General features: G+C 73.9%; 22 protein-coding genes. 10 read left to right on the forward strand and 12 right to left on the reverse strand.

The features are described 5' to 3' along the window. From ACFPP6_RS03115 to ACFPP6_RS03125, 3 genes are all read left to right on the forward strand, one after another. Positions 1 to 546 carry a PH domain-containing protein gene (locus ACFPP6_RS03115; RefSeq protein ID WP_382036910.1) on the forward strand — a complete coding sequence of 182 codons (546 nt, stop codon included), beginning with the start codon at positions 1 to 3 and terminating at the stop codon, positions 544 to 546. Next, a complete protein-coding gene (locus tag ACFPP6_RS03120) occupies positions 543 to 2,087 on the forward strand; it encodes a PH domain-containing protein (protein ID WP_382036911.1) in 1,545 nt (514 codons plus the stop codon). The genes ACFPP6_RS03115 and ACFPP6_RS03120 overlap by 4 nt, the downstream gene beginning before the upstream one ends. Positions 2,088 to 2,217: 130 nt before the next feature. Further along, positions 2,218 to 3,891, forward strand: a complete 1,674-nt coding sequence (locus tag ACFPP6_RS03125) for a sigma-70 family RNA polymerase sigma factor (RefSeq protein WP_382036914.1) — start codon at positions 2,218 to 2,220, stop codon at positions 3,889 to 3,891. 33 nt (positions 3,892 to 3,924) lie between these two features. Here ACFPP6_RS03125 and ACFPP6_RS03130 read toward each other — a convergent pair whose 3' ends face one another. Genes ACFPP6_RS03130 through ACFPP6_RS03140 form a run of 3 tightly spaced genes read right to left on the reverse strand, consistent with a single transcriptional unit; the run spans position 3,925 to position 7,369 of the window. Next, positions 3,925 to 4,677: a succinate dehydrogenase/fumarate reductase iron-sulfur subunit gene (locus tag ACFPP6_RS03130; RefSeq protein ID WP_382036917.1), complete on the reverse strand. Its 753-nt coding sequence runs from the start codon at positions 4,675 to 4,677 to the stop codon at positions 3,925 to 3,927. Then, the gene (locus ACFPP6_RS03135; protein ID WP_382036920.1) at positions 4,677 to 6,650 is read right to left on the reverse strand and encodes a fumarate reductase/succinate dehydrogenase flavoprotein subunit; all 1,974 of its coding nucleotides are present in this window, start codon (positions 6,648 to 6,650) and stop codon (positions 4,677 to 4,679) included. The genes ACFPP6_RS03130 and ACFPP6_RS03135 overlap by 1 nt, the downstream gene beginning before the upstream one ends. Positions 6,651 to 6,652: 2 nt before the next feature. Then, positions 6,653 to 7,369 (reverse strand): succinate dehydrogenase cytochrome b subunit, encoded by a 717-nt coding sequence (locus ACFPP6_RS03140; RefSeq protein WP_382036923.1) that lies wholly within the window; start codon positions 7,367 to 7,369, stop codon positions 6,653 to 6,655. Between the two features lie 89 nt (positions 7,370 to 7,458). Here ACFPP6_RS03140 and ACFPP6_RS03145 point away from each other — a divergent pair, with 89 nt between their 5' ends. Then, complete coding sequence (locus ACFPP6_RS03145) at positions 7,459 to 8,352, forward strand: LysR substrate-binding domain-containing protein (protein ID WP_382036926.1); 894 nt, start codon at positions 7,459 to 7,461, stop codon at positions 8,350 to 8,352. Between the two features lie 6 nt (positions 8,353 to 8,358). On the opposite strand, the gene crcB (ACFPP6_RS03150) is transcribed toward ACFPP6_RS03145, so the two are convergent. The 4 genes from crcB (ACFPP6_RS03150) to ACFPP6_RS03165 are packed head-to-tail and all read right to left on the reverse strand — an operon-like array spanning position 8,359 to position 10,905. Further along, complete coding sequence (gene crcB / locus ACFPP6_RS03150; protein ID WP_382036928.1) at positions 8,359 to 8,718, reverse strand: fluoride efflux transporter CrcB; 360 nt, start codon at positions 8,716 to 8,718, stop codon at positions 8,359 to 8,361. Then, entirely contained in the window at positions 8,715 to 9,083 is a 369-nt protein-coding gene (locus ACFPP6_RS03155) for a DUF190 domain-containing protein (protein WP_382036930.1), read from the reverse strand. Before ACFPP6_RS03155 ends, crcB (ACFPP6_RS03150) begins: the two co-directional genes overlap by 4 nt. Next, positions 9,080 to 9,559 (reverse strand): fluoride efflux transporter CrcB, encoded by a 480-nt coding sequence (gene crcB, locus ACFPP6_RS03160; protein WP_382036933.1) that lies wholly within the window; start codon positions 9,557 to 9,559, stop codon positions 9,080 to 9,082. Before crcB (ACFPP6_RS03160) ends, ACFPP6_RS03155 begins: the two co-directional genes overlap by 4 nt. A gap of 56 nt (positions 9,560 to 9,615) precedes the next feature. Further along, positions 9,616 to 10,905: a styrene monooxygenase/indole monooxygenase family protein gene (locus ACFPP6_RS03165; protein ID WP_382036936.1), complete on the reverse strand. Its 1,290-nt coding sequence runs from the start codon at positions 10,903 to 10,905 to the stop codon at positions 9,616 to 9,618. A 602-nt stretch (positions 10,906 to 11,507) separates the two neighbouring features. Between ACFPP6_RS03165 and ACFPP6_RS03170 the strand changes: the two genes are divergently transcribed. The 5 genes from ACFPP6_RS03170 (at position 11,508) to ACFPP6_RS03190 (ending at position 16,272) form a co-directional block, all read left to right on the forward strand. Next, positions 11,508 to 12,476: a polyprenyl synthetase family protein gene (locus ACFPP6_RS03170; RefSeq protein ID WP_382036939.1), complete on the forward strand. Its 969-nt coding sequence runs from the start codon at positions 11,508 to 11,510 to the stop codon at positions 12,474 to 12,476. 236 nt (positions 12,477 to 12,712) lie between these two features. Next, positions 12,713 to 13,003, forward strand: coding sequence for a chaplin (locus tag ACFPP6_RS03175; protein ID WP_382036941.1), 291 nt, complete (start codon positions 12,713 to 12,715; stop codon positions 13,001 to 13,003). Between the two features lie 162 nt (positions 13,004 to 13,165). Further along, complete coding sequence (locus ACFPP6_RS03180) at positions 13,166 to 14,641, forward strand: AlkA N-terminal domain-containing protein (protein ID WP_382036944.1); 1,476 nt, start codon at positions 13,166 to 13,168, stop codon at positions 14,639 to 14,641. Positions 14,642 to 14,689: 48 nt separating this feature from the next. Then, complete coding sequence (locus ACFPP6_RS03185) at positions 14,690 to 15,157, forward strand: methylated-DNA--[protein]-cysteine S-methyltransferase (protein WP_382037687.1); 468 nt, start codon at positions 14,690 to 14,692, stop codon at positions 15,155 to 15,157. A 2-nt stretch (positions 15,158 to 15,159) separates the two neighbouring features. Beyond that, positions 15,160 to 16,272, forward strand: coding sequence for a DUF5937 family protein (locus tag ACFPP6_RS03190; RefSeq protein WP_382037688.1), 1,113 nt, complete (start codon positions 15,160 to 15,162; stop codon positions 16,270 to 16,272). An 18-nt stretch (positions 16,273 to 16,290) separates the two neighbouring features. Here the strand turns inward: ACFPP6_RS03190 and ACFPP6_RS03195 are convergent, their stop codons facing one another. The 4 genes from ACFPP6_RS03195 to ACFPP6_RS03210 all read right to left on the reverse strand — a co-directional run bounded on the left by ACFPP6_RS03195 (position 16,291) and on the right by ACFPP6_RS03210 (position 25,123). Further along, positions 16,291 to 23,652 (reverse strand): LamG-like jellyroll fold domain-containing protein, encoded by a 7,362-nt coding sequence (locus ACFPP6_RS03195; protein WP_382036946.1) that lies wholly within the window; start codon positions 23,650 to 23,652, stop codon positions 16,291 to 16,293. Between the two features lie 366 nt (positions 23,653 to 24,018). After that, positions 24,019 to 24,267, reverse strand: a complete 249-nt coding sequence (locus ACFPP6_RS03200; protein ID WP_382036949.1) for a hypothetical protein — start codon at positions 24,265 to 24,267, stop codon at positions 24,019 to 24,021. Continuing rightward, positions 24,264 to 24,560 (reverse strand): hypothetical protein, encoded by a 297-nt coding sequence (locus ACFPP6_RS03205; protein ID WP_382036951.1) that lies wholly within the window; start codon positions 24,558 to 24,560, stop codon positions 24,264 to 24,266. The genes ACFPP6_RS03200 and ACFPP6_RS03205 overlap by 4 nt, the downstream gene beginning before the upstream one ends. 2 nt (positions 24,561 to 24,562) lie before the next feature. Next, positions 24,563 to 25,123 carry a DUF5994 family protein gene (locus ACFPP6_RS03210; protein WP_382036954.1) on the reverse strand — a complete coding sequence of 187 codons (561 nt, stop codon included), beginning with the start codon at positions 25,121 to 25,123 and terminating at the stop codon, positions 24,563 to 24,565. A gap of 312 nt (positions 25,124 to 25,435) precedes the next feature. Here ACFPP6_RS03210 and ACFPP6_RS03215 point away from each other — a divergent pair, with 312 nt between their 5' ends. Further along, on the forward strand, positions 25,436 to 25,912 hold the full coding sequence (locus ACFPP6_RS03215) for a DUF5994 family protein (protein ID WP_382036957.1): 477 nt from the start codon (positions 25,436 to 25,438) through the stop codon (positions 25,910 to 25,912). A gap of 22 nt (positions 25,913 to 25,934) precedes the next feature. Here ACFPP6_RS03215 and ACFPP6_RS03220 read toward each other — a convergent pair whose 3' ends face one another. Further along, the gene (locus tag ACFPP6_RS03220; protein ID WP_382036959.1) at positions 25,935 to 26,357 is read right to left on the reverse strand and encodes a YjbQ family protein; all 423 of its coding nucleotides are present in this window, start codon (positions 26,355 to 26,357) and stop codon (positions 25,935 to 25,937) included. Positions 26,358 to 26,556 lie beyond the last annotated feature (199 nt).

Below are 26,556 nucleotides of genomic sequence, written 5' to 3' on the forward strand. Positions count from 1 at the left end.
ATGACAGGACACCGACACGGCGCACACGCACAGACGCAGCCCGTGCTCAGGCCACCCCGCAACGGAGTGGACCCGCGGGCCCGCCGCTGGTGGACCGTGCAGGCACTGCTGACGGTCACCGGCCCCCTGCTGCTCGTCGCGGTCGCCCTGCTCGTCAACTCCCTGCTGTTCTTCCCCGGCGCCCTCCCGTGGCTCGCCCCGCTCGTCCTCGCCGTCCTCGTCCTGCCCGCCGCCGGCTACGTCCTGGCCATGCCGCGCCTGCGCTGCCGCGTCCACGCCTGGGAGGTCGGGGAGGCCGCGGTCTACGCGGCCGGCGGCTGGCTCCTGCGCAAGCGCCGCATAGCCCCGCTCTCGCGCGTCCAGACCGTCGACACCGTCCGCGGCCCGCTCCAGAGCCGCTACGGCCTCGCCACGGTCACCGTCACCACCGCCTCCACGGCCGGCGACGTCCGCATCACCGGCGTCTCCGACGAGGCCGCCGAGTGGCTGGCCGCCCGGATCACCGAAGCCGCCCGCCTCGTGCCCGGGAACGGTGACGCCGCATGAGCGAGCAGCTGCCCGGCCGGCACCCCCACCAGCACCCCCACCGGCGCCCCGAGCAGTGGCGCACCCTCGACCCCCGCACGATCGCCGTGCACTGCACCTGGCTGGGCGCGCCCCTCGGCTCGCTCGCCCTCACCGCGCTCGCCACCGACGGCCGGTTCGACACGCGCGCGTGGATCACCCTCGCCGTGATCGGCGCCGTCTTCGCCGCCATCACCGCGAGCGGCGTCGTCACCTGGCGGCGCACCCGCTACCGCGTCACCGCCGACGCCGTCGAGCTCCGCACGGGCCTGTTCACGCGCAGCGTCCGCGCGATCCCCCTGCACCGCGTCCGCAACGTCGACATCACCGCCAACGCCGTCCAGCGCGTCCTCGGCCTCGCCGTGCTGCGCGCCGGCACCGGCGGCGGGGGCAGCGGCGGCGAGATCTCCCTGGAGGCCCTCGCCCGCCCCGAGGCCGTCCGGCTGCGCGCCGAGCTCCTCGCCCGCTCCGGCGCCGGCCGCGCCGACGACCCCGTGCTGGCCACCGCCGACCTGCGCCGGCTGCGCTACGCCCCGCTGACGTTCTGGGTCGTCGGCGGCGTCTTCGCCGCCGCGGGCGGCGTGTGGCGGATCCTCGACGGGATCGGCATCGAGCCCTGGCGCATCGGCTTCGTCCGCCGCGCCTTCGACGACTTCGGCCACAGCTTCCTGTGGGTCACGATCCCGCTCGCCCTCCTCGCGATCACCGCCCTCGGCACCGTCGGCGCGGTCGCGCTGTACGCCGAGCAGTGGTGGGACTACCGCCTGGAGTGGGCCGACGAGGCCACCCTGCGCGTGCGTCGAGGCCTGTTCACCACGCGGTCCGTCTCCATCGAGCGCGCCCGGCTGCGCGGCGTGACCCTGCGCGAGCCGCTGCTGCTGCGCGCGGGCGGCGGGGCGAGCGTCCGGGCCGTCGCGGGCGGCCTGGGCACCAAGGAGGAGAACCGCAGCCGCAGCGTCGTCCTGCCGCCCGCCTCGTACGGCGAGGCCCTGCGCGTGTGCGACGGGGTGCTCGGCGAGCCCCTGGGCGCGCCGGAGCTGGCGCCCCACCCGCGGGCCGCGCTCCGCCGCCGCGTCGTGCGGGCGTTCGCGTGGTGCGTGCTGCCGCCCGCCGTCGCGCTGGCCGTGCTGGGCGCGCTCCTCACGCCCGTCCTGCTGTACTGCGCGGCGGGCTGGGCGCTCCTCGCCGCCCCCGTGGCGTACGGGCTCGCGCGCGACGCCTACCGCGGGCTCGGCCACGGCCTCCGGGGCCGCTTCCTCCTCGTGCGGTCCGGCACCTTCGGCCGGGAGACGACGGCCCTGGACCGGTCGGCCGTGCTGGCGTGGACCTTCACCGACAGCCCCTTCTCCCGCCGGGCGGGCGTCGTCACCGCGACCGCCGCCGTCGCCGCGGGAGAGGGCGGATACCGCATTCGGGACATGTCCGCCGGTACCGCCGCGGGCTTCGCGGAGGCGGCGACTCCGGGAATCCTCACCGAATTCCTGGAGCCTCCCCGGAGCGCGGCGAACAGCAGCCACACATAGAGGGATTTGTCCGGTCCTCTTGAAGTTTTCCGAGCAGTTTTTGTTATCGTCGCGCCCCATCCGCATCTCCTATGTGTCGGACCGAACGGATCGACTCCCGAAACGGAATGCCGGAGAAGGGTGGCGGAGCGTGAACAGTCAGAGCGTGGCCGTGGTCGAGGCGGCGCGAGCCGGGGACACGGCGGCACAGGACGAGCTCGTCGCCGCGTACCTGCCACTCGTCTACAACATCGTCGGCCGGGCCCTGGGCGGCCACGCCGACGTCGACGACGTGGTCCAGGAGACCATGCTCCGGGTCATCAACGGCCTCGGCGAGCTGCGCGACGCCGCCGCCTTCCGGTCCTGGCTCGTCGCCATCGCCATGAACCAGATACGCAGCCACTGGCGGGAGCGCCCGGAGACTCCCGTCAGTGGCCTGCAGGAGGTCGCCGAAGTCCCCGACCCGGAGGCGGACTTCGTCGACATCACCATCGTCCGGCTCGGTCTGCAGGGGCAGCGCAAGGAGGTCGCCGAGGCCACGCGCTGGCTCGACGACGACGAGCAGACCGTGCTGTCCCTGTGGTGGCTGGAGGCCGCCGGCGAGCTGACGCGCGCCGAGGTCGCCGCCGCCCTCGACATGACCCCGCAGCACGCCGCCGTCCGCATCCAGCGCACCAAGGCCCAGCTGGACACCGCCCGCGGCGTCGTCCGGGCCCTCGCGGCGCAGCCGGCCTGCCCGCAGCTCGGCGACGTCGTCGCCTCCTGGGACGGCGCCCCCTCCGCCCTGTGGCGCAAGCGCGTCGCCCGCCACGTGCGCGGCTGCGGCCGCTGCGTCGGCGCGACGTCGGCCCTGGTCCCCGCCGAGGGGCTGCTCGTCGGCCTCGGCCTGGTGCCGCTGGGCGCCGGTCTGCTGGGCTGGTGGCCCGGCGGCTCGTCGCTGCAGACGCAGCCGGTGGCCCACGTGTCCCCGGCGGGCTCCCCGGCCGGCGTCGGCGAGGGCACGCGTGCGGGCGCGCGCGTGGGCCACCGCCGCGCGGGCAACGGCAACCGGGGCCACCGCGCGAGCCGCCCCCGCACCGCCAGGCGGGCCGCGGCCGGCGCCGCCGCCCTCGCCCTCCTCACGGGCGGCGTCCTCGGCGGCCTCTACCTCTTCACCGACTCGCCCGAGGAGACGTCCGTCTCCGCCAAGGACGGGCAGGCGCCGCAGAACCGGGTGAAGGCCCTCGACGCCGGCGCGTCCGTGCTGCCGTCCGCCGCCTCCCCGTCCGCCTCGGCGAGCGCGAGCGCCTCCGCCTCGGCCAAGCCGTCGGCGTCCGCGTCCGCCTCGTCCTCCGCCTCGCGCTCCGCGGAGCCGAGCCGGTCCGCCGCCTCCGCGAAGCCCTCGCCCGAGGCGAAGAGCGCGAGCCCGGCCAGGAGCGCCCCCAAATCCGCGAACCCCGGCGGCGGCTCGCTCGGCCAGCAGGTCACCGCCCTGGCCAACGCCGAGCGCGCCAAGGCCGGCTGCTCGCCCCTGACCGAGAACAGCAAGCTGGACGCCGCGGCCCAGGGCCACTCCGACGACATGGCCGCCCGCAGCTTCTTCAACCACACCAACCCCGACGGCAAGGGCCCCGGCGAGCGCGTCACCGCCGCCGGCTACAACTGGAGCACGTACGGCGAGAACATCGCCTACGGGCAGCAGTCGGCGTCCTCCGTCATGGACTCCTGGATGAAGAGCGACGGCCACCGCAAGAACATCCTCAACTGCTCCTTCAAGGAGATCGGCGTGGGCGTCAACCACGCCCCGGGCGGCCCCCGCTGGACCCAGGTCTTCGGCGCCCGCTGAACCACCCGCCGGCCCGCTCGCCGGCGGGCCGGCTCAGCGCCGTCGCCCGCCCTTGAGGGTGGCCCGCAGGTACTCGCGGTTCATCGCCCCGATCGCCGTGAGCGGGATGCCCTTGGGGCAGGCCACGGCGCACTCGCCGGTGTTCGTGCAGCCGCCGAAGCCCTGGTCGTCCATCGTGTCCACCATGTCCAGCACCCGGGCCTCCCGCTCGGGGGCGCCCTGCGGGAGGACGTTGAGGTGGACGACCTTGGCGGAGGTGAAGAGCATCGCCGAGCCGTTGGGGCAGGCGGCCACGCACGCGCCGCAGCCGATGCACTCGGCGTGCTCGAAGGCGAGGTCGGCGACCGGCTTGGGCACGGGCGTGGCGTGGGCCTCGGGGGCGGAGCCGGTGGGGGCGGTGACGTAGCCGCCGGAGCCGATGATGCGGTCGAAGGCGGGGCGGTCGACGACCAGGTCCTTCACGACCGGGAAGGCCGCCGCCCGCCAGGGCTCGACGTCGATGGTGTCGCCGTCGGCGAAGTGGCGCATGTGCAGCTGGCAGGTCGTGGTCCGCTCGGGCCCGTGGGCCTGCCCGTTGATGACCATGCCGCACGCGCCGCAGATGCCCTCGCGGCAGTCGTGGTCGAAGGCCACGGGCTCGTCCCCGGCGAGGATCAGCTCCTCGTTGAGGTGGTCGAGCATCTCCAGGAAGGACATGTCCTCGCTGATTCCCGTGACCCGGTAGGTGGTCATGGCGCCAGGCTCGCCGGCATTGCGCTGGCGCCAGATGCGCAGGGTGAGGTCCATTACGCGTAGCTCCGCTGGGTGGGGTGGACGTATTCGAAGGTCAGCTCTTCCCGGTGGAGGACCGGCGCCCGGCCCGGCCCGGTGAATTCCCAGGCCGCCGCGTACGAGAATTCCTCGTCCTTGCGGGCCGCCTCGCCCTCGGGCGTCGCGCTCTCCTCCCGGAAATGGCCGCCGCAGGATTCCGAGCGGTGCAGGGCGTCCAGGCACATGAGCTCGGCGAGTTCGAGATAGTCGACGATGCGGTTGGCCTTTTCCAGGGACTGGTTGAGTTCCTCGCCGGTCCCGGGCACCTTGATGCGCCGCCAGAACTCCTCGCGCAGGGCGGGAATGCGGCCGAGCGCCTTGCGCAGGCCCGTCTCCGTGCGGGCCATGCCGCATTCGTCCCACAGGAGTTCGCCGAGCTCGCGGTGGAAGGAGTCCGGGGTGCGGTCGCCGTCGTTGGAGAGGAGGCGGCGCAGCCGGTCGGTCACCCCCGTGACGGCCTCGGTCACGGCGGGGTGGTCCCCGGGCACGGCGTCGTGCGGGTGCCGGGCCAGGAAGTCGTTGATGGTGGAGGGCAGGACGAAGTAGCCGTCGGCCAGGCCCTGCATCAGCGCCGAGGCGCCCAGGCGGTTGGCGCCGTGGTCGGAGAAGTTGGCCTCGCCGATCGCGAACAGGCCCGGCACGGTGGTCTGCAGGTCGTAGTCCACCCACAGGCCGCCCATGGTGTAGTGGATGGCCGGGTAGATCCGCATCGGAACCTCGTACGGGTTCTCCGCCGTGATCCGCTCGTACATCTCGAAGAGGTTGCCGTACCTGGCCTCGACGGCCTTGCGGCCCATGCGGGCGATGGCGTCGGCGAAGTCCAGGTAGACGCCCTGCCCGCCCGGGCCGACGCCGCGCCCCTCGTCGCAGACGTTCTTCGCGGCGCGCGAGGCGATGTCGCGGGGGACGAGGTTGCCGAAGGAGGGGTAGATCCGTTCCAGGTAGTAGTCGCGCTCGTCCTCGGGGATCGCGGCCGGCGGGCGCGTGTCGCCCTTGGCCCTGGGCACCCAGATGCGGCCGTCGTTGCGCAGCGACTCGCTCATCAGCGTCAGCTTCGACTGGTGGTCGCCGGAGCGCGGGATGCAGGTGGGGTGGATCTGGGTGAAGCAGGGGTTGGCGAAGTACGCGCCGCGGCGGTGGGCCCGCCAGACCGCGGTCGCGTTGGAGTTCTTGGCGTTGGTGGAGAGATAGAAGACGTTGCCGTAGCCGCCGCTGGCGAGGACCACCGCGTCCGCGAAGTACGTGCCGACGGCGCCCGTGATCAGGTCGCGCGCCACGATCCCGCGCGCCCGCCCGTCGATGACGATCAGGTCCAGCATCTCGGTGCGGGCGTGCATCTCGACGTTGCCCGCGTCGATCTGGCGGCTGAGCGCCTGGTACGCGCCGAGCAGCAGCTGCTGGCCCGTCTGCCCGCGCGCGTAGAACGTCCGGGAGACCTGGACGCCGCCGAAGGAGCGCGTGTCGAGCAGCCCGCCGTACTCGCGGGCGAACGGCACGCCCTGCGCCACGCACTGGTCGATGATCTCGACCGAGACCTGCGCGAGGCGGTGGACGTTGGACTCGCGGGCGCGGAAGTCGCCGCCCTTGACGGTGTCGTAGAAGAGGCGGTGCACGGAGTCGCCGTCGTTGCGGTAGTTCTTGGCGGCGTTGATGCCGCCCTGCGCGGCGATGGAGTGGGCGCGGCGCGGCGAGTCCTGGTAGCAGAACTGCACGACGTGGTAGCCCTGCTCGGCGAGGGTGGCTCCCGCGGCGCCGCCCGCCAGGCCGGTGCCGACGACGATGACGGTGTGCTTGCGCCGGTTCGCGGGGTTGACGAGTCCGGCCTCGAAGCGGCGCCGGTCCCAGCGCTCGGCTATGGGGCCGCCGGGGGCGGCGGTGTCGGCGACCGGCTCGCCGGTCGTGTAGTGCGTGTAGTCGGACGAGTGCGTGTGGTCGGACGGGAAGGACATGCTCAGCTCACGACTCCTGTCAGGACGCCCACGGGCACGGCGATGAAGCCGCAGGTCAGCACCAGCGCCAGTGCATTGGCCAGGAACTTCAGCACCCGGTCGCGGCGCGGGGAGTTGGCGCCCAGCGTCTGGGCGGCGCTCCAGAAGCCGTGCCGGATGTGCAGCCCGAGGGCGAGCATCGCGGCGATGTAGAAGGCCGTGACGGCGGGGCGGTTCAGGGAGGCGACGAGGTTCTCGTAGGGGCGGCCCTCCTCGGCGTTGGGGTTGACCGTCAGCGTCGTCAGGTCGAGGACGTGCCAGACGATGAACAGCCCGAGGATCACGCCGCCCCAGCGCATGGTGCGGGTGGCGTAGCTCGCCCGCGGCGCCTTCTTCCCGCGGGTGCCGGCGTACTTCTGCGGCCGCGCGGCGAGGTCGCGGCGGCTGAGCTGGTACGCGGCCACGCCGTGCAGCACGACCGCCGTGCCGAGGGCGGCGCGGGCGATCCACAGGAACCACTCGTAGTGCAGGAAGGGCTCGCCGACGGTGCGGATCCAGTGCCCGTAGTGGTTGAACTCCCCGGCCCCGAAGAACACCTTCAGGTTGCCCACCACGTGGGCGACCAGGTACGCCAGCATGATCATGCCGGTGACCGCCATGACCGCCTTCTTGCCGACGGTCGACCGCCACACGGAGCCGATGAGGGACGGAGGACGGTCCGTCCGGGTCGCCAGTGCCATGGCACCAGACGCTAGGCAGCGGCCGGTCGATCCGTCCAAGACATGATGAAGCTGGTTTCCATAGGCTCGTCCTATCTATGCTGCTGACCGTGCAACTCCAGCAGCTCCGCTATTTCGCGACCCTGGCCGAAGTCCGTCACTTCACCCGGGCCGCCGAGTCCCTGCACGTCGCCCAGCCGTCGCTGTCCCAGCAGATCCGCGCCCTGGAGCGGGAGCTGGGCGCGGAGCTCTTCCAGCGCGCCCGGGGCAACATCACCCTCACCGACGCCGGCGAGGCGCTGCTGCCGCTGGCCCGGCAGATCCTGGCCGACACCGAGACGGCCCGGCGCGAGGTGCAGGAGGTCGCCCAGCTGCGGCGCGGCCGGGTGCGCCTCGGCGCCCCGCCCAGCCTCTGCGCGAGCCTCGTCCCCGACGTCCTGCGGGCCTACCACGCCCGCTACCCGGGCATCGAGCTCCTGGTCGACGAGGGCGGCTCCCAGGACCTCGTCCGCACCCTCGCCGCCGGCGGCCTCGACCTCGCCCTGATCATCACGCCCCTGGCCGTCGGCGCCCCGGCCCTCGCCACGACCGAGCTCCTGCGCGAGGACCTCGTCGTCGTCTCCGCCCCCGGCGAGCCTCCGCCCGTCCGGCGCCGCGCCCTGCGCGTGGCGGACCTGGAGGGCCTGCCCATGGTGATGTTCCGCCACGGCTACGACCTGCGCGAGATCACCATCGCGGCCTGCCGCGCCGCCGGCTTCGAGCCCGCCTTCACCGTCGAGGGCGGTGAGATGGACGCGGTCCTCGGCTTCGTCCGCGCGGGCCTGGGCCTGGCGGTGGTGCCGGGCATGGTGGCGGCCCGCTCGGGCCTGCGGGTCACGCCCTTCGAGGGCACCCGCATGCGCCGCACGATCGCCCTGGCCCACCGCAAGGACGTCGCCCCGCCGCGCGCGGCGCGCGAGCTGCGGACGGTGCTGCTGGAGCACCTGGGCACGGCGGAGTCCTGAGCGGGCTCAGCCCCACAGCCCCCGCCCCAGCGCCACCCCCGCGAAGGCCGCGCCCAGCCCGCACACCACGCTGAGGACCACGTTCGCCGCCGCGTAGCCGCGGGCGCCCTCGCGGGCCAGGACCAGCGTCTCGTAGGAGAAGGTGGAGTACGTCGTGAGCGCCCCGCACAGGCCCGTGCCCAGGAGCAGTTGCAGGTGGGAGGGGGCGGCGGTGGTGAGGACGCCCAGGATCAGGCTGCCCGCGACGTTCACGGTGAACGTGCCCCAGGGGAAGACCGAGTCGTGGCGCGCCTGCACCGCACGGTCGGTGAGGTAGCGCAGGGGCGCACCGGCCATCGCGCCGGCGACGACGAGGAGCCAGTTCACGCGCCGTCCTCCGCGGAGGCGGGCCCGAGCCGCGGGACCTCGACGGGCTCCAGCGTGACCAGGCGCTCCCCGGTGACCACGCCCAGCAGCGGCAGGAACGCCCGTACGCGCTCCTCCGTGTCCACGATGACCACCGTCACCGGCAGGTCCTCGCTCAGCGAGAGCAGCCGCGCGGTGTGGACGACGGACGAGGCGCCGTAGCCCTCGGCCCCGCGGAAGACCGTCGCCCCCGCGAGCCCTGCGGTGTGGGCGCGGTGCACGATCTCGGTGGACAGCGGGCGGTGCTCCCAGCGGTCCGACTCGCTGAGGAAGACGGTCAGGCGAAGGGCCCTGCCCCGCAGCCTCGTGCCCTGCGGGGGCGTCATCGCGCACGCCTGTGCAGCAGGAACGCCTTCGTCGCCGTGGCCGCCACCAGGACCGCCGCCAGCGCGCCGGCGAGCGTGCCCGCCAGACAGGCGAGTGCCGTGGCCACGTGCCCGTCATCGATCAGCCGCTGGACGTCCACCGTGTACGTCGAGAAGGTGGTGAACCCGCCGAGCACCCCCGTCCCGAGGAACGGCCGCACCAGCCGGTGCGGGGCGGCGAGCTCGGCGATCAACGCCAGCAGCACCCCGATCAGGGCGCAGCCCACCACGTTGATCAGCAGGGTGGTCCAGGGGAAGGCGCCGGCCGGCGTGGGCCACAGCAGTCCGGCGCCGTAGCGGGCGGCGGCCCCCGCCCCGCCGCCGAGGGAGACCGCGCAGACGACCGCGCCCTGTCCGCGGGTCACGGACGGCCGCCCCGGGGAAGGCGTCCGCGGGCGCGGGCCGCCGGTGACCGTCCCGGGCCGGGTCGTGCTCACGGTCGTTCCGCCTCCTCCGCGCAGGGCTCCCGCCGGGCCTCGCGGGTGCTCCCAGGCTATCCGGCGGCGGGCCCCGCCGCCCTCGCCGTCCCCGCCGCCCCCACCGCCGCGAGGTAGGCGTCGGCCCGGTCCGCGTCCATGAACCAGTCCTGGAAGCCGGCCGGGTCCGCGTAGCCGTTGATGTAGCGGTGCGCGACGTCCGGGTGGTGCGCCGCCGCGGACATCACGCGCTGCACGTGCTCCGGCGGGGGCCCCAGCAGCAGGTTGCTGAAGGCCGTCACGTGCCGGGCGTGCTCCCAGTACGCGGCGAACGTGCGCAGCATCCACGTGCGGTCGAAGGGCCGTTCGCCGTGGCCGGTGATCTCCCGCAGGTACCGGTCGGCGCAGCGGGCCGCGCTGTTGGCGCCCTGTCCGCCGATCGGGTCGTTGAGGACGACGGCGTCCGCCATGCCCAGGACGTACGCGTCCGGTGCGACCCGGGCGACGGGGTGGCGCACGACGGGGGTCAGGGCGCCGGTGAGCGCGGCGCCGCCGTCGGTCGGCTCCATGCCCCGGCACAGCTCGTACTCGCGGGGGAGCCGGTCGCGCAGCAGCTCCAGGGAGCGCTCCACGAAGGCGTCCGGCCCCGGCCGGTCGCCCCAGACGTCGAGGGGCCCGCCCGGCACCGCCTCCCACAGCAGCATCTCGCAGGGCCCGTCGAGCGTGAGGCCGTGCAGCACGTAGAACTCCCCTGCGCCGTCCACGGGGTTGATCCGCCCGTGCGGCCCGCCGGGGCCGTCCGGCCCGTGCGGGCGGCGCACGTAGCAGGCGGCGAGCGTCCGCTGCGGGCGGTCGTACGGGCTGTGCCGTCCGTCGCGCCCGAAGATCTCCGCGAGGGGGCCGTGGCCGGTGGCGACGACCGTCAGGTCGTGGGCGGCGGCGATCCCCGGCAGGTCGTCCGGGCCGGCCGTGCCGTACACGACGCGCCCGCCGCGCTCCTCGAACAGCTCCAGCCAGCCCGCCGTCTTCACCCGCTGGTCGACGGACTGCGCGGGCGCGTCGAGGGGGACGGTGATGCCGCCCTCGGGAGCGTGCGGCCCCTCGGTGACGGCCATCCGGATGGCCGTCATCCGGGGTGTCCGCGCCTCCCACCGGTTCAGCCCGGCGGCCCGCTCCAGGGCGAGGGCGGGGCCGAACATCACCTGCGTGGAGAGAATGCGCCCGGCCCGCACCTCCGCGGGCCTGCGGGCGGCGTACAGCGTGACCTCGTAGGGCTCCGCGGCCTCTTCCGGCGGCTTCTCCGGCCGCAGCCCCAGGGCCAGCTGCAGCCCCGCCTGACCCGCTCCGACCACTGCGATCCTGCGCATCGCCGCCTCCGCGGGCCCGGAGGTCGCCTGCCGTGTGGTCCCGGTGCCGGGCCCCCACCCGTTGTAGCGGGACGCGACGCGCGCTGTACAGATGGCGTACGAATGCCGCACTGCCGTCCGGTGAGCGCACACCGGCCGGTCCCCGGGCGTTCCGCGGCCGCCCGTGCCGGCCCGGGGCGCGGCGCGCGGGCGCCATCATCGTCCGCGCCGCGCCGCACCCCTCCGGCACTGGCCTGATGGCGACGGTGCGGGGGACGACTTCGGCGCAGGTCACACGGGTTAATCGGAGGATGATACGACCGGTGGCCGGGGCAACGGCCCAGGACGGCCGTGCGGCGACAGCCGATTATGAGCCACACGCGAGCCACCCTCGTACGCGCGCACGGGCCGCAAGCCGCCTTCTGAGCCTGCCCCGACCGGCAGGCCGGGCGGGCGAGAGCGCCATGAAGCAGGAGGGATGACGCATTCCGGTATGGCAGGAAACCATCGCTTCCCGAGCGTTCCCGTGGGCAGTCTTCTGGCCGGTCAGGCTCCGCCCCCGGGCGGGGCGCCCGCCCGGCAGGGTCGGTCGCAGGACCGAAACCGATCCAGGGAGGCACACGATGACGACGCAACCCCAGCTGCCCCGCGCGGTGGCGCCCCGGGAGCCGGCTCCGCAGCTGCAGCGCGCCGGGATGCTCGACCAGGTCGAGAAACGGCTGCGCGGCCTCCTCAACGACGAGCACCGGCGCTGGCGCACCGCCGACGCGCGCGGCGCCGGCATCGTGGAGTCCCTCGCCGAACTCGTCGCCGTGGGGGCCGACCGGGTCCGCCCGGTCATCCTCCTCACCGGCTATCTGGCAGCGGGCGGCGACCCGGAGGCCACCGAGGCCGTCGAGGCCGCCGCCGCCCTCGAACTCCTCGACACCTGCACCCTCATCCGCAGCGACGTGCGCGACAACGCCGCACTGCGCCGCGGCATCCCCACCCTGCACGTCAGCCGCGCCGCCGAGCACGAGCGCAACGGCTGGGCCGGCGAGGCCCGCCGCTTCGGCGACTCCACCGCCACCCTGGCCGGCGACCTCGCCCTCTCGCTCGGCGACCGGCTCGCCGCCCGCCTGCCCGCCGCCGCGTGGCAGATCTGGGACGACATGCGCACCGAGCGCGTGATCGGCACCTACGCGCACGAGGCGATGGCCGCCGAATACCTCGACGACCCGTGGCCCGGGCGGTGCATATCGGGCTGCGACCGGGGCTGCACGGCGGGCTGGTACGCCCTGCGGCACCCGCTCCGGCTGGGCGCCGCCCTCGCCGGCCGGAGCGACCTCGACACCGCCTACGACGCCTACGCCCGCTCGCTGCACGCCGCGTGGCGGCTGCGCGGCTTCCTCGACGGCGGCCCCGAGTACGACTGGGACGCGGAGCTGCTGCGGGAGATCCTCCTGGAGCGCGAGGAGCGCGGCATCGCCGAGCGCCTCATCCGCGAGCTGGTGGACCGGGCGTCGCGGACCGCGGCCTCCTCGCGGCTGGCCGACGGGTGGGGCGAGGAGCTGACGGCCTTCGCGGTGCGGATGGCGGCGGAGCGGGGGTGAGCGGCGCTGCGCCGTACGGGGAATTCCGTCCGGGAAATACCGCGGATTTCTGTGTGGCGCATGCATGGATGCGGTCGCGGAAAGGGCGGACCACCGGGGGAGAAAGGCGGTCACCCATCCGCACCATGTACGAAACCTTTGCGAGCACCGGGCGTTGAAAAGCACACCCCGGCCCTTACCGGTCGGGCGCCCCCCAGTTCGACCGAGCAAGATCAAGCAGCAAAGGTGTCTCCCCCATGTCACGAATCGTCAAAACGGTTGCCCTGACCGCCACCGTCGGTGCGGCCCTCGCGGGTATCACCGGCAACGCGCTCGCCGACGCGGGCGCCAAGGGCGTGGCCGCCGGTTCCCCGGGCGTCATCTCGGGCAACGTCATCCAGGTCCCGATCCACATCCCGATCAACCTCTGCGGCAACTCGATCAACATCGTCGGACTGCTGAACCCCGCGTCCGGCAACACCTGCGTCAACGCCTCCGGCGGACACGGCGGGCACGGCGGGCACGGGCACGGCGGGTACGGACACTAGGAGACGAAGGGCGGTCCCCGGGGTGCCCCCGCCCCGGGCCGCCGCCTTGGCGTGGCGCCCCGACCCCGTCGCGGGCGCCACGCCCGTCCGCTTCGAGGGCACCCGACATGGATGTCGGATTTCCGCGAGATCCGGGGCGGGCCGTCCGCCAATACTGGCGGCATGCACAACGACGTGGACCGGTGCGTCCGGGCCGTACAGTCCAAGGACGCCCGCTTCGACGGGTGGTTCTTCACCGCGGTGACGACCACGCGGATCTACTGCAGGCCGAGCTGCCCCGTGGTGCCGCCCAAGCCGCAGAACATGACCTTCTACCCGAGCGCGGCCGCCGCGCAGCAGGCCGGCTTCCGCGCCTGCAAGCGCTGCCGCCCCGACGCGAGCCCGGGCTCGCCGCGCTGGAACGAGCGGGCCGACCTGGCCGCCAGGGCCATGCGCCTGATCGCCGACGGGGTCGTGGACCGGGAAGGGGTGCCCGGGCTCGGGGCGCGGCTGGGGTACAGCACCCGCCAGATCGAGCGGCAGCTCGTCGCCGAGCTGGGCGCGGGCCCGCTCGCCCTGGCCCGCGCCCAGCGGGCGCAGACGGCACGGCTGCTGATCGAGACGACGCCGCTGCCGATGGGGGAGGTGGCCTTCGCCGCCGGGTTCGCCGGCATCCGCGCCTTCAACGACACCGTGCGGGAGGTCTTCGGGCTCTCCCCGAGCGAGCTGCGGGCACGCGCCGCCGGCCGCGCCCGCCCGGCGCCCGCGACGACCGGCACGGTCTCCCTGCGCCTGCCCTACCGCGCGCCGCTCTTCCCGGACAACCTGTTCGGGCACCTGGCGGCCACCGGCGTGCCGGGCACCGAGGAGTGGCGTGAGGGCGCGTACCGCTGCACGATGCGGCTGCCGAACGGGCACGGCATCGCCGGCCTCCGCCCGGCGGACGGGCACATCGGCTGCCGGCTGGCCCTGACCGACCTGCGCGACCTGGCCGCCGCGGTCAGCCGCTGCCGCCGCCTGCTGGACCTCGACGCCGACCCCGAGGCCGTCGACGGCCTCCTCGCCGGGGACCCGCTGCTGGCCCCGCTCGTCGAGCGCGCCCCCGGCCGCAGGGTGCCGCACACCGTCGACCCCGCGGAGTTCGCCCTGCGCGCGGTCCTCGGCCAGCAGGTGTCCACGGCGTCCGCCCGTACCCTCGCCGCCCGCCTGGTGACCGCCCACGGCGCCCCCGTCGAGGACCCGGAGGGCGGCCTGACCCACCTGTTCCCCGCGCCCGGGGACCTGGCCGCGCTCGACCCGGAGACGCTCGCCATGCCCCGCGCCCGCCGCCGGACGTTCACCGCCCTCACCGCCGCCCTGGCCTCCGCGGAGCTCGACCTCGGCCCCGGCAGCGACTGGCAGCGCGCCCGCGAGCAGCTCGCCGCACTGCCCGGCATCGGCCCCTGGACCGTCGAGACGATCGCGATGCGCGCCCTCGGCGACCCGGACGCCTTCACCGCCACCGACCTCGGCGTCCGCCTGGCCGCCGGAGCCCTGGGGCTGCCCACCACCCCCGCGGCCCTCACCCGCAGGTCACGGGCCTGGCAGCCGTGGCGCGCGTACGCCGTCCAGCACCTGTGGGCGACCGGCGAGCACGCCATCAACCGCCTTCCTGCCTGACCGCCCCCGCCCGATAGGAACACCGTGTCCGACCGCACCCACACCGTGATGGACAGCCCGTACGGCCCCCTGACCCTGGTGGCCACCGGCGGCGGGCTCTCCGGCCTCTACATGGAGGGCCAGCGCCACCGGCCGCCCCAGGAGACCTTCGGCGAGCCCGACCCGGCCCCCTTCGCCCGCGTACGCGAACAGCTGGAGGAGTACTTCGCCGGCAGCCGCACCGCGTTCGACCTCCCCCTCGCCCTGGCCGGGACCGCGTTCCAGCGCACCGTCTGGAACGCCCTCCTGGAGATCCCGTACGGCGAAACCGTCTCCTACGGCCTGCTGGCCGCCCGTATCGGCCGCCCGGCCGCGGCCCGGGCCGTGGGCCTGGCCAACGGCAAGAACCCCGTCGGCATCATCGTCCCCTGCCACCGCGTCGTGGGCGCGAACGGGGCCCTCACCGGCTACGGCGGCGGCCTCCCGCGCAAACGGCGTCTGCTCGATTTCGAACAAGCAGGCATCATGACGTCGTGAGCGTGAGCATAAACATCGCAGGGCTGCCTCAAGAACGGATCGTCTTCGAGATCTCGCCGCTGGGCGAGTTGTGCCTCGCCCTGCACGCGCTGGCCGAGCCCGGCCACCACCCGGGGCTGGCGGGCTGGGTCACGGCCACGGCCGCCGCGCTCCGGCCGGACCTCGCCGACCGCCTGCAGGAGGCCGACTTCCTGTGGCGCACCACGTTCTCCGACCTCTTCATGCCCTTCGCCGGGCTGCGCGGCGGCGCCGTCAGCCCGGGGGCGACCCTGGCCGACGAACTGGACCTGCTGGACCTGCTGGACGACGAGCAGTTCGTCACCACCGCCCTGGAGTTCTCCTGCCTCGCCCTCTACAACGAGGGCGGCACCTCGCCGCTCACCGACCGGGCCGCGCGCACCCGCGCGCTGGAGCAGGCCGCCGCCCGCGGCCCGCGGCAGGTGGAGTTCACCGAGCGCCTGCTGAAGGACCCCGCCTCCGTACGGGCCTGGGTGCGGCGGCTGTTCGAGGACTGCGACGACGCGTTCTTCGCGGACATCTGGCAGCGGATCGAGCCCCGCCTGGCCGCCGACGCCCGGCACAAGACGGAGCTGCTGCGCCGCAAGGGGCTGCGCGAGGCCCTGGCCGGCGTCTCCCCGGCCCTGGTCCTGGAGGACGGCGGCAACCGCATCAGGGTCGACAAGCTCGCCGACGGCAGGACCACGGCGCTGGACCCCGCCGTGGGGCCCGGCCTGACGTTCGTGCCCTCGCACTTCGGCTGGCCGCACCTGATGGTCCTGCACCGGCCCGCGTGGCGCCCGGTCGTCCACTACCCGGTCGGCTCGCACGAACTGCCCGCCCCCACCTCGGTCGACCTGCTCAAGCTGCGCCTGGAGGCGCTGGCCCACCCCGTGCGGATGCGGGTGTGCCGCAGCACGGCCCGCACCGCGCACACGACGGGGGAGCTGGCCGGCGTCCTGGGCATCAGCGCGCCGGAGGTCTCCCGGCACCTGTCGGTGCTGAAGAAGGCCGGGCTGATCACCGCCCGGCGCCGGGGCCGCTACGTCCTCTACCAGCTGGACGTCAGGGCGGTGGCGCGCCTCAGCAGCGACTTCCTGGAGGGAATCCTGCGCTGAGGCGCGCCACCTGCGGCATCAGCCCTCGACGCCGTAGTACTGCGCGAGGAAGCCGGTCACCTCCTCCGCGTGCGGGCTCAGCTCCGGCAGGTGCGCCGCGAGGGCACTGCGCACGGCCCCGGCGAGCTCGGCCCGTCCGGTGGCCGCGCCCTTGACGTACGGGTCGAGGCGCCGGACGAGCTCGTAGTTGCTCTCCACGTCGAGCTGACGCATCGTCCGCTCCAGCGGGGCCGCCCCGTCGGCCGGGACGGGCGGCAGCAGCCGGCTGACGAACGTCACGCGGTGCATCACGCGCCAGCACGGCGGCTTGCGGTCCGACTGGCGGGCCTGGCGCAGCGCGGCCGCGTTCGGGTCGGTGCCGTTCTCCAGCCAGGACGGGTCGACGACCTTGTGGAAGAACGTGTCGAAGTGCTCGGTGTCCTCGCCGAGGTAGAAGCTGAGGAACCGGTACGCGTCCACCTTGCCGGGTGCGTTGACGGGCTTGCCGTCGGCGTCGAAGACCGGCTTGCGGTTGGCGTCGTACTGCTGGACGTTGCCCGACGGCGAGCAGGTGACGTTCAGCCCGAAGGAGCGCGTCGCCTCCTTGCCCCGCGCCCGGGTGACGGACATGCCGCCGCCCACCGACGCGTCGAGCTGCGCGTTGATGCCGATGCCCATCACGTCGAAGGACGTGCCCACGGAGGCGCCCACGGAGCCGGACAGCGAGTACGAGCCGGACGTCGTCTCGCTGACGGCGTCGGTCGTCTCCGTCGTCTCGGCGAAGAAGCCGCCGTCCGCCGTCCAGACGTAGGTGTTGACCAGGTCGCGGCGCGAGAAGCCCTCGCCGGTGGAGCTGCCCGCGGTCTCCCGCCCCTTGCCGGGCGAGGTGTCGCCGCCGATCGCGCCGCCCAGCACCCGGCCGGCCCGCTCGGCGGTGGGGTCGGGGGCGTGGGCGTCGGTGGAGACCGACTCGTAGTAGCCGCGCAGCCGCTGCTGCTCGCGCTGGATCCGCCGCTTGATCGCGTACGCCTCGCGCGGCTTGTAGTAGCTGTACTCGCCGTGGTCGCGGCCGCCCGTGTAGTCGGGGTCGAGGACCCGGCCGCCCTCGTCGAAGCCGATCGTTCCGTCGAGCGTGCCCTGCTTGGTGTAGCGGGGGTTGAGGGGGAACGGGACGACGTTCCAGTCCTTGGGGATGTCCGGGTTGGGCTGGATGCGGTAGGCGACGAGGGTGCCGCTGTGCGCGAGCCGCAGCGCGAAGACGTCCGCGGTCTGGGACTGGACCAGCGCGAAGCCGGTGTTGACGGGGACGTAGCGGCGGCCCAGGGAGGGGTTGAGGGGCTTGAGCGGGTCCTCCCAGCTGCCCGACAGCTCGACCTTCATCGCGCGGGCGGTGTTCTCGCCCTGGGAGACGGCCGTCTCGTCGGCCCAGCTGTTGGAGAACTCCAGGCTGCCGCGCACGCCCACCGACACCTTGGCCTTCGCCATGGACTTGGCCACGCCGAAGCCCAGCGGCGCGGCGATCATCCACATGTCGACGTCGACCTCGTTGGAGAGGGCGAAGGCGAACGCCGCGTCGACGCTGCGCTCCTTCGCCGACGACAGCGAGTGGACGACCTGCTCGGCCTGGGTGAACTCCACCGAGGCAACGCCGTCGTAGGTCGCGCGGTCGGGGTCGACCGTGTTGGGCGTGAGGTTCTCCGAGGGCACCGGCGGGGCGCCCTCCACGTAGCCGACGAGCTGCGGGTCGAACTGCACCTGGCTGACCCACTCGCTGACCAGGTCGCCGACCTTGTAGCCGGTGACCAGGTGCCAGCGGCCGTCGCGCAGGTAGCCGTACGCCCGCTTGAGGACGCCGAACGCCTCGCCCTTGACGGTGTACTGCATGTCCGCGTACTCGGCGACGGCCGGCGCGCCCGAGACCGTCTCGTGGAACGGCGTGCGCATCGCGGCGAGCGCGGAGCGGACCTGGGCGGTGTCGCTGGAGACGGGGGCCGCGGACAGGACGGCGGCGGGCCGGGCGGGGGCGGCGCGCAGCGCCAGGTGGTTGCCGCGCAGCCCCTCGTCGCGTACGAGGCCGGCCCCCTCGTCGGTGGAGGCCCGGTCGAAGGACCAGTAGGCGATCAGGTCCTCCTTCTCACCCTTGAGGCGGGTGAAGAGGTTGTCGAGCACCTGCTCCTGGGTGCGGGCGGTGCGCCAGATCCGTACTTCCTCGAGGACGCCGTGGAAGGGCTGGGTGGCCTGGCCGTCCTTGGGGCGGCCACCGAGGGCGAGCGCCTTGTCGCCGTGGTCCGCGAAGTCGTCGCTCTCCAGCGGGTCGCAGGCCACGGAGACGCCGTTGCGGTAGACACGGAAGAGGCTGCCGCGCGGGTCGGGGTTACGGGTCCAGCGGGCGCCGCGCAGCCGGGCGGCGTGCGAACCGGTGGTGTCGGAGGCGGTGTTGCCCGCGTTCTCCTCGAAGCGCCAGTGCGCGGTCAGGCCGCGGTCGCGCGCCGAGACGGGCGTGCCGAGCTGCGCCGCGTCACGGGCCACGCCCCACAGCCGGACCTCGGAGACGACGCCGGTGAAGGAGTGCGTCTCCAGGCCGTCCCGGGCGCGGCCGATGTCGAGCGTGCCCGTGTTGCCCTTGGCGCCGGGCCCCTCGTAGCGGGTGGTGCCGGCCTCGCGGCCGTCGATGAAGAAGCGGATCTCCTGCCACTCCTGGACGTCGACGGACTCCACCAGCTCCACGGTCTGCTTGACGGGCTTGCCGTCGGCACCGGCCGCGGTGATCTCCTTGCTGCCCTTGCGCTCCTGCATCGAGCGGCCGCCCTTGCGGACGACGGCGAGGCGGTGGAAGTCGCCGGCGCGGACGGCCTCGGTGGAGGTGAGGCGCACGAGCCTGCCGTCCGGCTCCTCGAAGCCGAACTCCAGCCTGCCGTCGGGGAGGACGAGCAGCCGGTACGGAACGCTGCCGCCCGCGCCGTCGGCGGTACGGCCCTTGGAGAGCAGGCCCTGGACCGTGCCGAGGGCGTCGACGCGGCAGAAGACCTCGACGGTGAGGTCGCCGGCGATGTCGAGCGCGTCGTTGTCGGGCGCCTCCGCGTACGCGCCGTCGGCGAGCTCGACCGCCCACGACTGCTCGTAGGCGGCGGCCAGGTGCGTCCACTCGCGCAGGGGGAAGGAGGCGCGGGTGGCGGTCAGACGATTGCCGACGGCGGCGACGATGCGGTAGCCGGGGGCCTCGCCGGAGGTGAGTGCCTCGGGGGCGGTGGCGGTGGTGACCGTGCCGCGCAAGGTCACGGGGTAGTGCTGCGGCGAGCGGTCGGTGACGACCGGCTTCCCGTCGGTCCCGGAGGCCGGCCCCGTGCAGGACCAGCAGCCCCAGATGCCGTCCTCGTCGCCCTTGAGCCGGGTCCCCATCCGCTCACGGATCTCGGTGGCGGTACGGGCGGTGGCCCACAGCCGGACCTCGTCCATCTCGACGCGCGCGTAGTCCGGGATCCAGCCGGCGTGGGAGCTGCCGAAGCTGAAGGGGCCGGATCCCCGGTACTCGCGCGTCGCCGTGCGCCGGGCCACCTCCGCGCCGTCCCGGTAGATCACCTGCTCACGGGAGGCCTTGGTGAAGACGCACGCCCAGTGGTGCCAGGCGGTGTCGGTGTACTTCTCCTTCGTGTCGAGGTCGTCCCCGTAGAAGGCGAAGGTGAAGGCGCCGTCCGCGCGGAAGCCGATGTGCAGGGAGGAGCTGTCGGCGGCGTGGGACGTGCCGTGCCCGACCACGATCTGCGGACGCCCGTCGGGGGCCGCGGGCCGTCGCGCCCAGAACTCGACCGTGAAGTCGCTCGCGGACACGTCGAGATGCGTGTCCGCGACGGCGATGCCGTTCTTGCCGTCGAAGGACAGCGCGGGGGTCGCGGGCGGCGCGGGCGGGGCGAGCAGGCCGAGGGCGAACGAGTTGTCGCCGGTGTTGGCGTGGACGACGCGGGCCGCTCCCCGCACCCGCTCGGGGTTGACCCACGCCTCCAGGGTCAGGTCACCCGGCGCGGCGGCGCGCTCCAGCTGCGCGTCCATGGCCAGGACGTTCTGCCGACCGTCGAAGGCGTAGGCCCGGCCGGGCTTGTCCGCGCGCCAGCGGGGGCCGTGACCGGTGGCGAGGTCGGGCACGGCGCCGAGCGGTACCTCCTGCGCCTTGCCCGGGTCGACGACGATGAGCCGCGAGCCGGCCGACAGCGGCACACCGGGGCGGTTGCTCTCGGCCTGCTGCGCGTAGTCGTACGCCTGGCCCGCCGCGCCGTTGACGATGGCGGCGAAGTCGGCGGCCCGGCGCGGCAGCCGCCGCCAGATCTCGCTCTCCTTGCCGCGCTCGATCGTCAGCTCGCACAGCCCGGCGTCGCCGACGTCCATGATCCGGATGTTGAGGTCGGCGAGGTCGGTGCCCGCGTCGCGGGCGGCGAAGGTCAGCGCCGTGCCGTCGGGGCCCGCGAGCTGCCGGGTGGCGCGGGAGACGAGGGTGTCGTAGTACGTGGCGAAGAACTGCCCGTCGGCGCCCCGGAAGTACAGCACGACGCTGCCGGTGGCGCTGTCGAGAAGGTACGGGCGGTCGGCGCCGCGGGCGAACTCCAGCAGCGCGCCGGAGCAGCTGAGGCCGGTCCGGTCGACGGAGAGCTGCGGCATCGGCAGCGCGATGTCGTCGGCGCCCTTGAGGCCGCCGGTGAGGCGGGCGAGCTCCTCGCGCTTGGCGGTCAGCTCGGCCTGGACGACGGCGAGCTCGCGCTGGAGGTGGCCGATCTTCTCCTGGCCGGCGTCGGCCTCGCGCAGCCGGGCCTCGGCGAGCGCGAGGCGGTCGTGCTGGCTCTGGATCTCGGAGTCGTACCCGCGGGGCCGCAGCCGCTCCATGACGACCGCCGCCTCGCCGCTGGAGGTGACCGTGCCGAAGTCGTACTGGACCACCCGGTCGCGGTTGACGCGGTCGATGGCGCTGATCGCCTTGCCGCTGTAGCGGTTGACGATGGCCGAGCGGCCGTCGCCGAGGTCGCGGACGAAGAAGTGGCTGTTCCAGCCGCTGATGTTGCGCCGCCACAGCACCAGCTCGGCGCCGTCGTCCCGGCTCTCGTCGCGGACGTGCACGTCGAGCGCGCCGGCCTCGTTCATCATGAAGTAGAGGGGATGGCCCTCGTGGGTGCCGCCGTGCTCGACGAATTTCCAGACGGCGGTCGCGTCGTCCTTGTCCGTGGACCTGATCAGCGGGGCCTCGTTCTGGAGCCGGCCCGACACCGCGAGGTACAGGTCCTGGCCGTCGCGCTGCTGCGTGAACCGCACGCGCCAGAACCACGCCAGCATGTTGCTGTCCAGCCAGCTCTTGAGCGCATCGCGTTCCTCACGCGCCTGCTGCGCGTCCGCGGTCTGCGACGCCAGCCGTGCGATCTCCGTCTCCTTGGCCGCGGCCGCCCGGTCCAGCTCCCGCACCTGGGCGTCCAGCTGGCTGATCGCCTCCACGTCCCCGCTGGCCTCCGGCGCGGCCAGCACCGGCAGCGCCAGCTCGTCCGGCACCTGGGCGAGCCGCCCGTCGCGGCCGACGCCGAAGTCGACGGTGGCCGCGTAGGCCTCGTCGGTGGCGGCACCGGTCTTCGGGTCCGGCCCGGAGGTCGCGTACGACAGCAGGACGCGGGCCTGGCGCTTGGCCGGCTTGGGCTCCTGCCCGTAGCCGACGGCGGTCTCCTCCTGCTGGTGGTAGAGGACGGCGGACAGGCCGGAGACGGTCTTCCGGCCGGTCACGGCGAAGCTGTCGCGGCGCACGCCGGGGTGGTCGCCGACGGGCGCCTCGGACGTCACCCACTTCGGGCCGCCGACGAGCTCGCCGTGGCGGGCGCCGTCGGTCTGGTCGTGCAGGCGGGTGCCGGAGCCCTCGTCGAAGCGGTAGTACGCGACGAGGCCGGGGTCGTTGCCGATGAGACGGACGCCCTTGTCGCGCTTGAGCTCGTCGGAGGTCCGGGCGCGGTCCCAGATCCGCACCTCGTCGAGCTCGGCACGGGCGCCCTGGGCGAGGGCGCGGCCCAGCAGGAGGGGGCCGGTGCCGGTGTAGCCGGAGTCCGTGGTGCGGCTGCCGGCCTCCTCGCCGTCGCGGTAGACGGTCTGCCGGCGGGCCGCGTGGTCGTAGACGCAGGCCCAGTGGTGCCAGGAGGTGTCCGTGACCGGGCCGTCGGCGTTGAGGTCGTCGGCGTAGAAGGCGAAGGTGAAGCGGTCGTCCTCGCGGAAGCCGATGTGCAGGGACTTGAGGGGAGCGCCGGCCTCGTCGCCGTGACCGACGAGGAACTCCTGGCGGCCCGTCGCCGTGCGCCGCGCCCAGAACTCGACCGTGAAGTCGCGGCCGGCGAGCTCCGGCCCCTCGGCGACGCGCATGTGCGCGTCACCCTCGCCGAAGGCCAGCGCGGTCTCCGCGTGCCCCGCCGTGCTGATCACGGGTATCAGTGGCTGCCCGGTGAACGGGCAGGTGCCGGGGGAGCGTTCGTAGACGGCGTCGCGGTGGGCGGGGTCGGGGCTCGTCCAGGCCTGTGTTCCCTGGAGGTTGAACAGCCCGTCGCGGCCCTGCTCGACGTTGAAGGAGTCGATGCGGCCGGTGGCGTCATTGTGCGCGAAGACCTGCCAGCGCTGCTGCCCGTGCACGGCGGTGGGGACCAGCAGCGCGGCGAACCGCCCGCCGGAGAGGTTCCGCACGAACGACAGCTCCTGGGTCGGCTCGCGGAAGGGGCGCCCCTCCATGTCCGTCGTGCCCAGGCTGTCCTTGGCCGAATCCGGCCGGTCCTTGTGCCGGCTGCGCCGGTAGCGGGCCTCCAGTACCGGCTTCAGCTCCCCGCCGACGAGCAGGAACCGGTCGCACAGCAGGGTGTCCGCGACGAGCGGGACCTTCGCGCCGTCGCGGTCCTTCGCGTAGTCCGTGCGCTCCGGGTCCCCGGACGACGCCCCGCCGGCCAGCTTGTGCACCGCGTCGGGGTGACCGCCGTCCACGGACTGGCGCAGCACCACGATGTGGGTGCCGTCGGACAGCGCGTGGAAGGGTGCGAGTGCGGTGAGCCTGGCCGTCGTGGACAGGAACGGGTCCGTCTCGTCCGCACCCAGCCGCTCGCCGGGCGCGGCCTCGACCCGGCCGCCGCGCTTGACCGCGGGCAGCGCGGTGGCGCCCACGGCCGCGAAGCCCACGTCCGTGATCTCCGACGGGAAGGGCAGCGGCAGGGGGTTCTCCGACCAGTAGGCCGCGTCGAGCTCCCCCCGGGCCTCGTCGTGCTGCGCCAGATCGAGGACCGTGTAGACGAGCCGCCGCCGGTCGTCCATGGCCAGGGCGACCGTGGTGCCCTGGTGCCGAACGGTGGTGGTGTGCACGTAGGAGCGGTCGCTGTAGACCTTTAACAGATGCTGCTCGCCGGACAAGGCGTGTCCTCCAATTGGTGCGGCCGGGCAGGCCGGGAAGCGGTGGGATCGGGAAGATCCGGGGAAGAGTCGGGGATGAGCCGAGGATGAGCCGGGGAACCCCGCTGACCTGCGCCGCTCCCCGTCCGCGAGCGCAGCGATCACACGATTTACCGGCGCGAATCCCGCGTCAAGGAACGCTTTCCGCCAGCGGGTCCGGAAACAGGCCCACTGGACCCGCCGGGGGTGCGAGGGGGAGGGCAGCAAAAACGCCCCCTGGAGGGAGGGGGCGTGCGGTTGCCGTGATCCGGCCGGGTTCCGGCCGGGTTCCGGCGGGCGAGGGGCGACGTTTCCTGCTCGGGTCCGGTTCAGGCCCTGTTCGGGCCGCTATTCCGTAGTGCCGCGGCAGAGCCCCTCGACGCGGAACCACAGGCCCGGGGCGTAGACCGCGTGGACGACGGCTTCCTCTCCCCTGGTGACCCGCAGGATTCTCAGGGTGCCGCCGGGAAGCAGGTCGTATTGGTACGTGGTCTCGGCGTCACCTTCGGCGGTGTCGTCGTAGGAGATGTCCGCCGTACGGTCGTTCGCGTATTCCTTCGGTGGACGGTTCTCCACCAGTTTGATGAAGACGCTCATGGGTCAACCTCGTCGTGCTGTGAGCGGTCCACCGCCGAAGCCCGGCTGGTCACCAGCCAGGACCGCGCGGGCCCGGAGGGATGCGTGGTGTCGACGGTGAGGTGCAGCCGGGTGCCGCCTTCGCGGCCGGCCGGGTAGCTGCGTTGCTCGGTGGAATCGAAGCAGTGCCGGAGGACTTCCGCGACGCGGCGGGCGGTCTCGGGGGACGCGGTGACGATGCGAACGTCGGCGCGCCCCGCCGGCGGCACCGGCTCCGCCGGCGCGGGGGTGGGCGTGGCGCGTCCGGACGACATGGTCACCGCCCCCGGCCGGAGCCGGGAGGACCGGTCGGGTTCCCGGCCGGCGGCGGTGCGGTCCCACCGTCGCTCTCCCATTCCTCTTCGCGGTTCCGCGACTCCGTCGCGTCGTCGGCCGTTCGCTCGTCCTCCATCAGCCTGCTCGCGGTGAGGAGGCCTCCGGGGCTGGTCGCGGCGGAAATCAGCCGGGCGGCCGCGGCCGGGTCGGTCTCCGGCGGGATGATCAGCAGGTCCAGGCGGTCCGCGCTGTAGGAGAAGAGGAGGAGCTTGTGCGGGTCCTGCTCATCGGTGAACCACCCCACGTGCACCGTGTGTCCGCTGACGGGAACCTTGCGGGGGATCACGGGCCAGAAGGCCGGATTCACCGTGACGCGGGTGACCCGTCCCCAGGAGTGGTCCAGCCGCTCCGCCAGTGCGGGGAGCTCGCGGGAGAGATCGCGCGAGCGGGGCCACCAGGCGCCGTCCAGAAGCCCCGGCGCCGTTCCCTGCGTGAGGAACAGGCGAGCGGGCGGCGAAGTGGCGTGCTCATCGGTGGTCGGATGATCGACGGTGACGGCCATGATGCGAACCTGCCCCCGGGCTCATCGTCGACTGCCCGGCGTGGTGACTCGCCGGGAACGACACCAGCATGGAGGCGGGTGTACGAAGTGCTCCCGGTCTCCCCACCCTACTCCGGAAGGCGGCCCGGAGACCTTGCGCGGCCGGGCAATCCTCCGCGAGAACGGGTGTGCGACGGCCCTGTGGGCGAGCCCGCCGCCGGCCTGCGGAGTACGGTGGGGTTACTGCGAGCGCTCCGCCGGGCGCTGCCGGCTGTCGGCACATTCCGGACGGCGGGCGGACGCGCGTAACTCCCGGAGGCGGGCGAGCACACCATGGCCGATTCCGACACCCCACACCCTCCCGGGCTTCTGCCGGACGTGATGCACCGAGCCGTGAAACCCGGGACGGCACTCCTGCGGCTGGAGACGACCCAAGAGCGCGGGGGAGTCCTGGACGGCGCGTGGTGGCCGCGCTCCCGCGACATCGGCGCCGAGCTTCCCGGCCTGATCACCGCCCTGACCGAGCACCTCGGCCCCGTCACGCGCGTCGGCCTGGACGCGAGTGCCTGGCAGGAGCTTCCGACGCGGCTGACCATCGACGGCCGGGTCGTGCGCATCGACTCCTTCCCGGTCGGCGACGACACGGTCCTCGTCACCCGGGGCGAGAACGATCACTTCGCGCTGCTGGTGGTCCCGCCCGACGCGACGCCCGACGCGGCACGTGCCGCGATGGCCAGGGCCGTGCGGGCCGACAACGTCACCCAGGCCGAACAGATCCTCATCGACACCGGCAGCACCCGGCAGACCTGAACGCCGGGGCGACGGCTCGGGGTCAGCCGAGGAAGGACAGCCGGACCCGGCCCGCGGCGCCGCCCCGGTCGGCGGTCACCAGAACGACGGACTGCGAGGTCCCCAGCTCCAGCTCGCCGCCGACCACGGGCAGCGTGGCGTGGGGCGGGACCAGGGCGGGGAGCATGTGATCGTCGCCGGGGCCGGGGCCGCCGTGGAGCTCTCGCCGGCGGTCGTCCGCGGGAAGAATGCCGCGGAGGGCCGCCAGCAGGTCGTTGTCGCTGCCGGCCCCGGTCTCGATGATGGCCAGGCCGGACGTCGCGTACGAGGTGAAGACGTTCAGCAGCCCGTCCCTCCCGTGAGCGACCTCCCGGAGGAACGCGGAGCATGCGTTCGTCAGGTCGTGCATGGTTTCGGCGGAGCCGGTCGTAACGTCGACAGTGCGGGTGGTGAAGGTGCCGGTCATGGTTCACCAGTACCCGCTGTACAGGGCCGGCGCTGACGGCTGGACGGGTTGTTCCGCGGCGGCTCCGGTTGCCGGAGCCGCCCCGCCGCCCGACCGCCCCAAGGGCGCTTTCCGTTCAGCCCTGTTCGTGGCGTACGGGCAGGACTAGGCTGCGCAGTGAGGCCCCAGCCCTCGGCCGCATCGAGATGTGATCCGCTCC

Origin of the sequence: Streptomyces aureoversilis (assembly GCF_042657885.1) — a bacterium.
Taxonomy (GTDB): Bacteria; Actinomycetota; Actinomycetes; order Streptomycetales; family Streptomycetaceae; genus Streptomyces; species Streptomyces aureoversilis.

Excerpts from the sequence above, each read along its gene's own strand:
- ACFPP6_RS03115 (WP_382036910.1), top strand. The coding sequence starts at position 1 with ATGACAGGACACCGACACGGCGCACACGCACAGACGCAGCCCGTGCTC.
- ACFPP6_RS03120 (WP_382036911.1), top strand. The coding sequence starts at position 543 with ATGAGCGAGCAGCTGCCCGGCCGGCACCCCCACCAGCACCCCCACCGG.
- ACFPP6_RS03130 (WP_382036917.1), bottom strand. The coding sequence starts at position 4,677 with ATGGACCTCACCCTGCGCATCTGGCGCCAGCGCAATGCCGGCGAGCCT.
- ACFPP6_RS03135 (WP_382036920.1), bottom strand. The coding sequence starts at position 6,650 with ATGTCCTTCCCGTCCGACCACACGCACTCGTCCGACTACACGCACTAC.
- ACFPP6_RS03140 (WP_382036923.1), bottom strand. The coding sequence starts at position 7,369 with ATGGCACTGGCGACCCGGACGGACCGTCCTCCGTCCCTCATCGGCTCC.
- ACFPP6_RS03155 (WP_382036930.1), bottom strand. The coding sequence starts at position 9,083 with ATGACGCCCCCGCAGGGCACGAGGCTGCGGGGCAGGGCCCTTCGCCTG.
- ACFPP6_RS03165 (WP_382036936.1), bottom strand. The coding sequence starts at position 10,905 with ATGCGCAGGATCGCAGTGGTCGGAGCGGGTCAGGCGGGGCTGCAGCTG.
- ACFPP6_RS03170 (WP_382036939.1), top strand. The coding sequence starts at position 11,508 with ATGACGACGCAACCCCAGCTGCCCCGCGCGGTGGCGCCCCGGGAGCCG.
- ACFPP6_RS03175 (WP_382036941.1), top strand. The coding sequence starts at position 12,713 with ATGTCACGAATCGTCAAAACGGTTGCCCTGACCGCCACCGTCGGTGCG.
- ACFPP6_RS03180 (WP_382036944.1), top strand. The coding sequence starts at position 13,166 with ATGCACAACGACGTGGACCGGTGCGTCCGGGCCGTACAGTCCAAGGAC.
- ACFPP6_RS03185 (WP_382037687.1), top strand. The coding sequence starts at position 14,690 with ATGGACAGCCCGTACGGCCCCCTGACCCTGGTGGCCACCGGCGGCGGG.
- ACFPP6_RS03200 (WP_382036949.1), bottom strand. The coding sequence starts at position 24,267 with ATGAGCGTCTTCATCAAACTGGTGGAGAACCGTCCACCGAAGGAATAC.
- ACFPP6_RS03205 (WP_382036951.1), bottom strand. The coding sequence starts at position 24,560 with ATGTCGTCCGGACGCGCCACGCCCACCCCCGCGCCGGCGGAGCCGGTG.
- ACFPP6_RS03210 (WP_382036954.1), bottom strand. The coding sequence starts at position 25,123 with ATGGCCGTCACCGTCGATCATCCGACCACCGATGAGCACGCCACTTCG.
- ACFPP6_RS03215 (WP_382036957.1), top strand. The coding sequence starts at position 25,436 with ATGGCCGATTCCGACACCCCACACCCTCCCGGGCTTCTGCCGGACGTG.
- ACFPP6_RS03220 (WP_382036959.1), bottom strand. The coding sequence starts at position 26,357 with ATGACCGGCACCTTCACCACCCGCACTGTCGACGTTACGACCGGCTCC.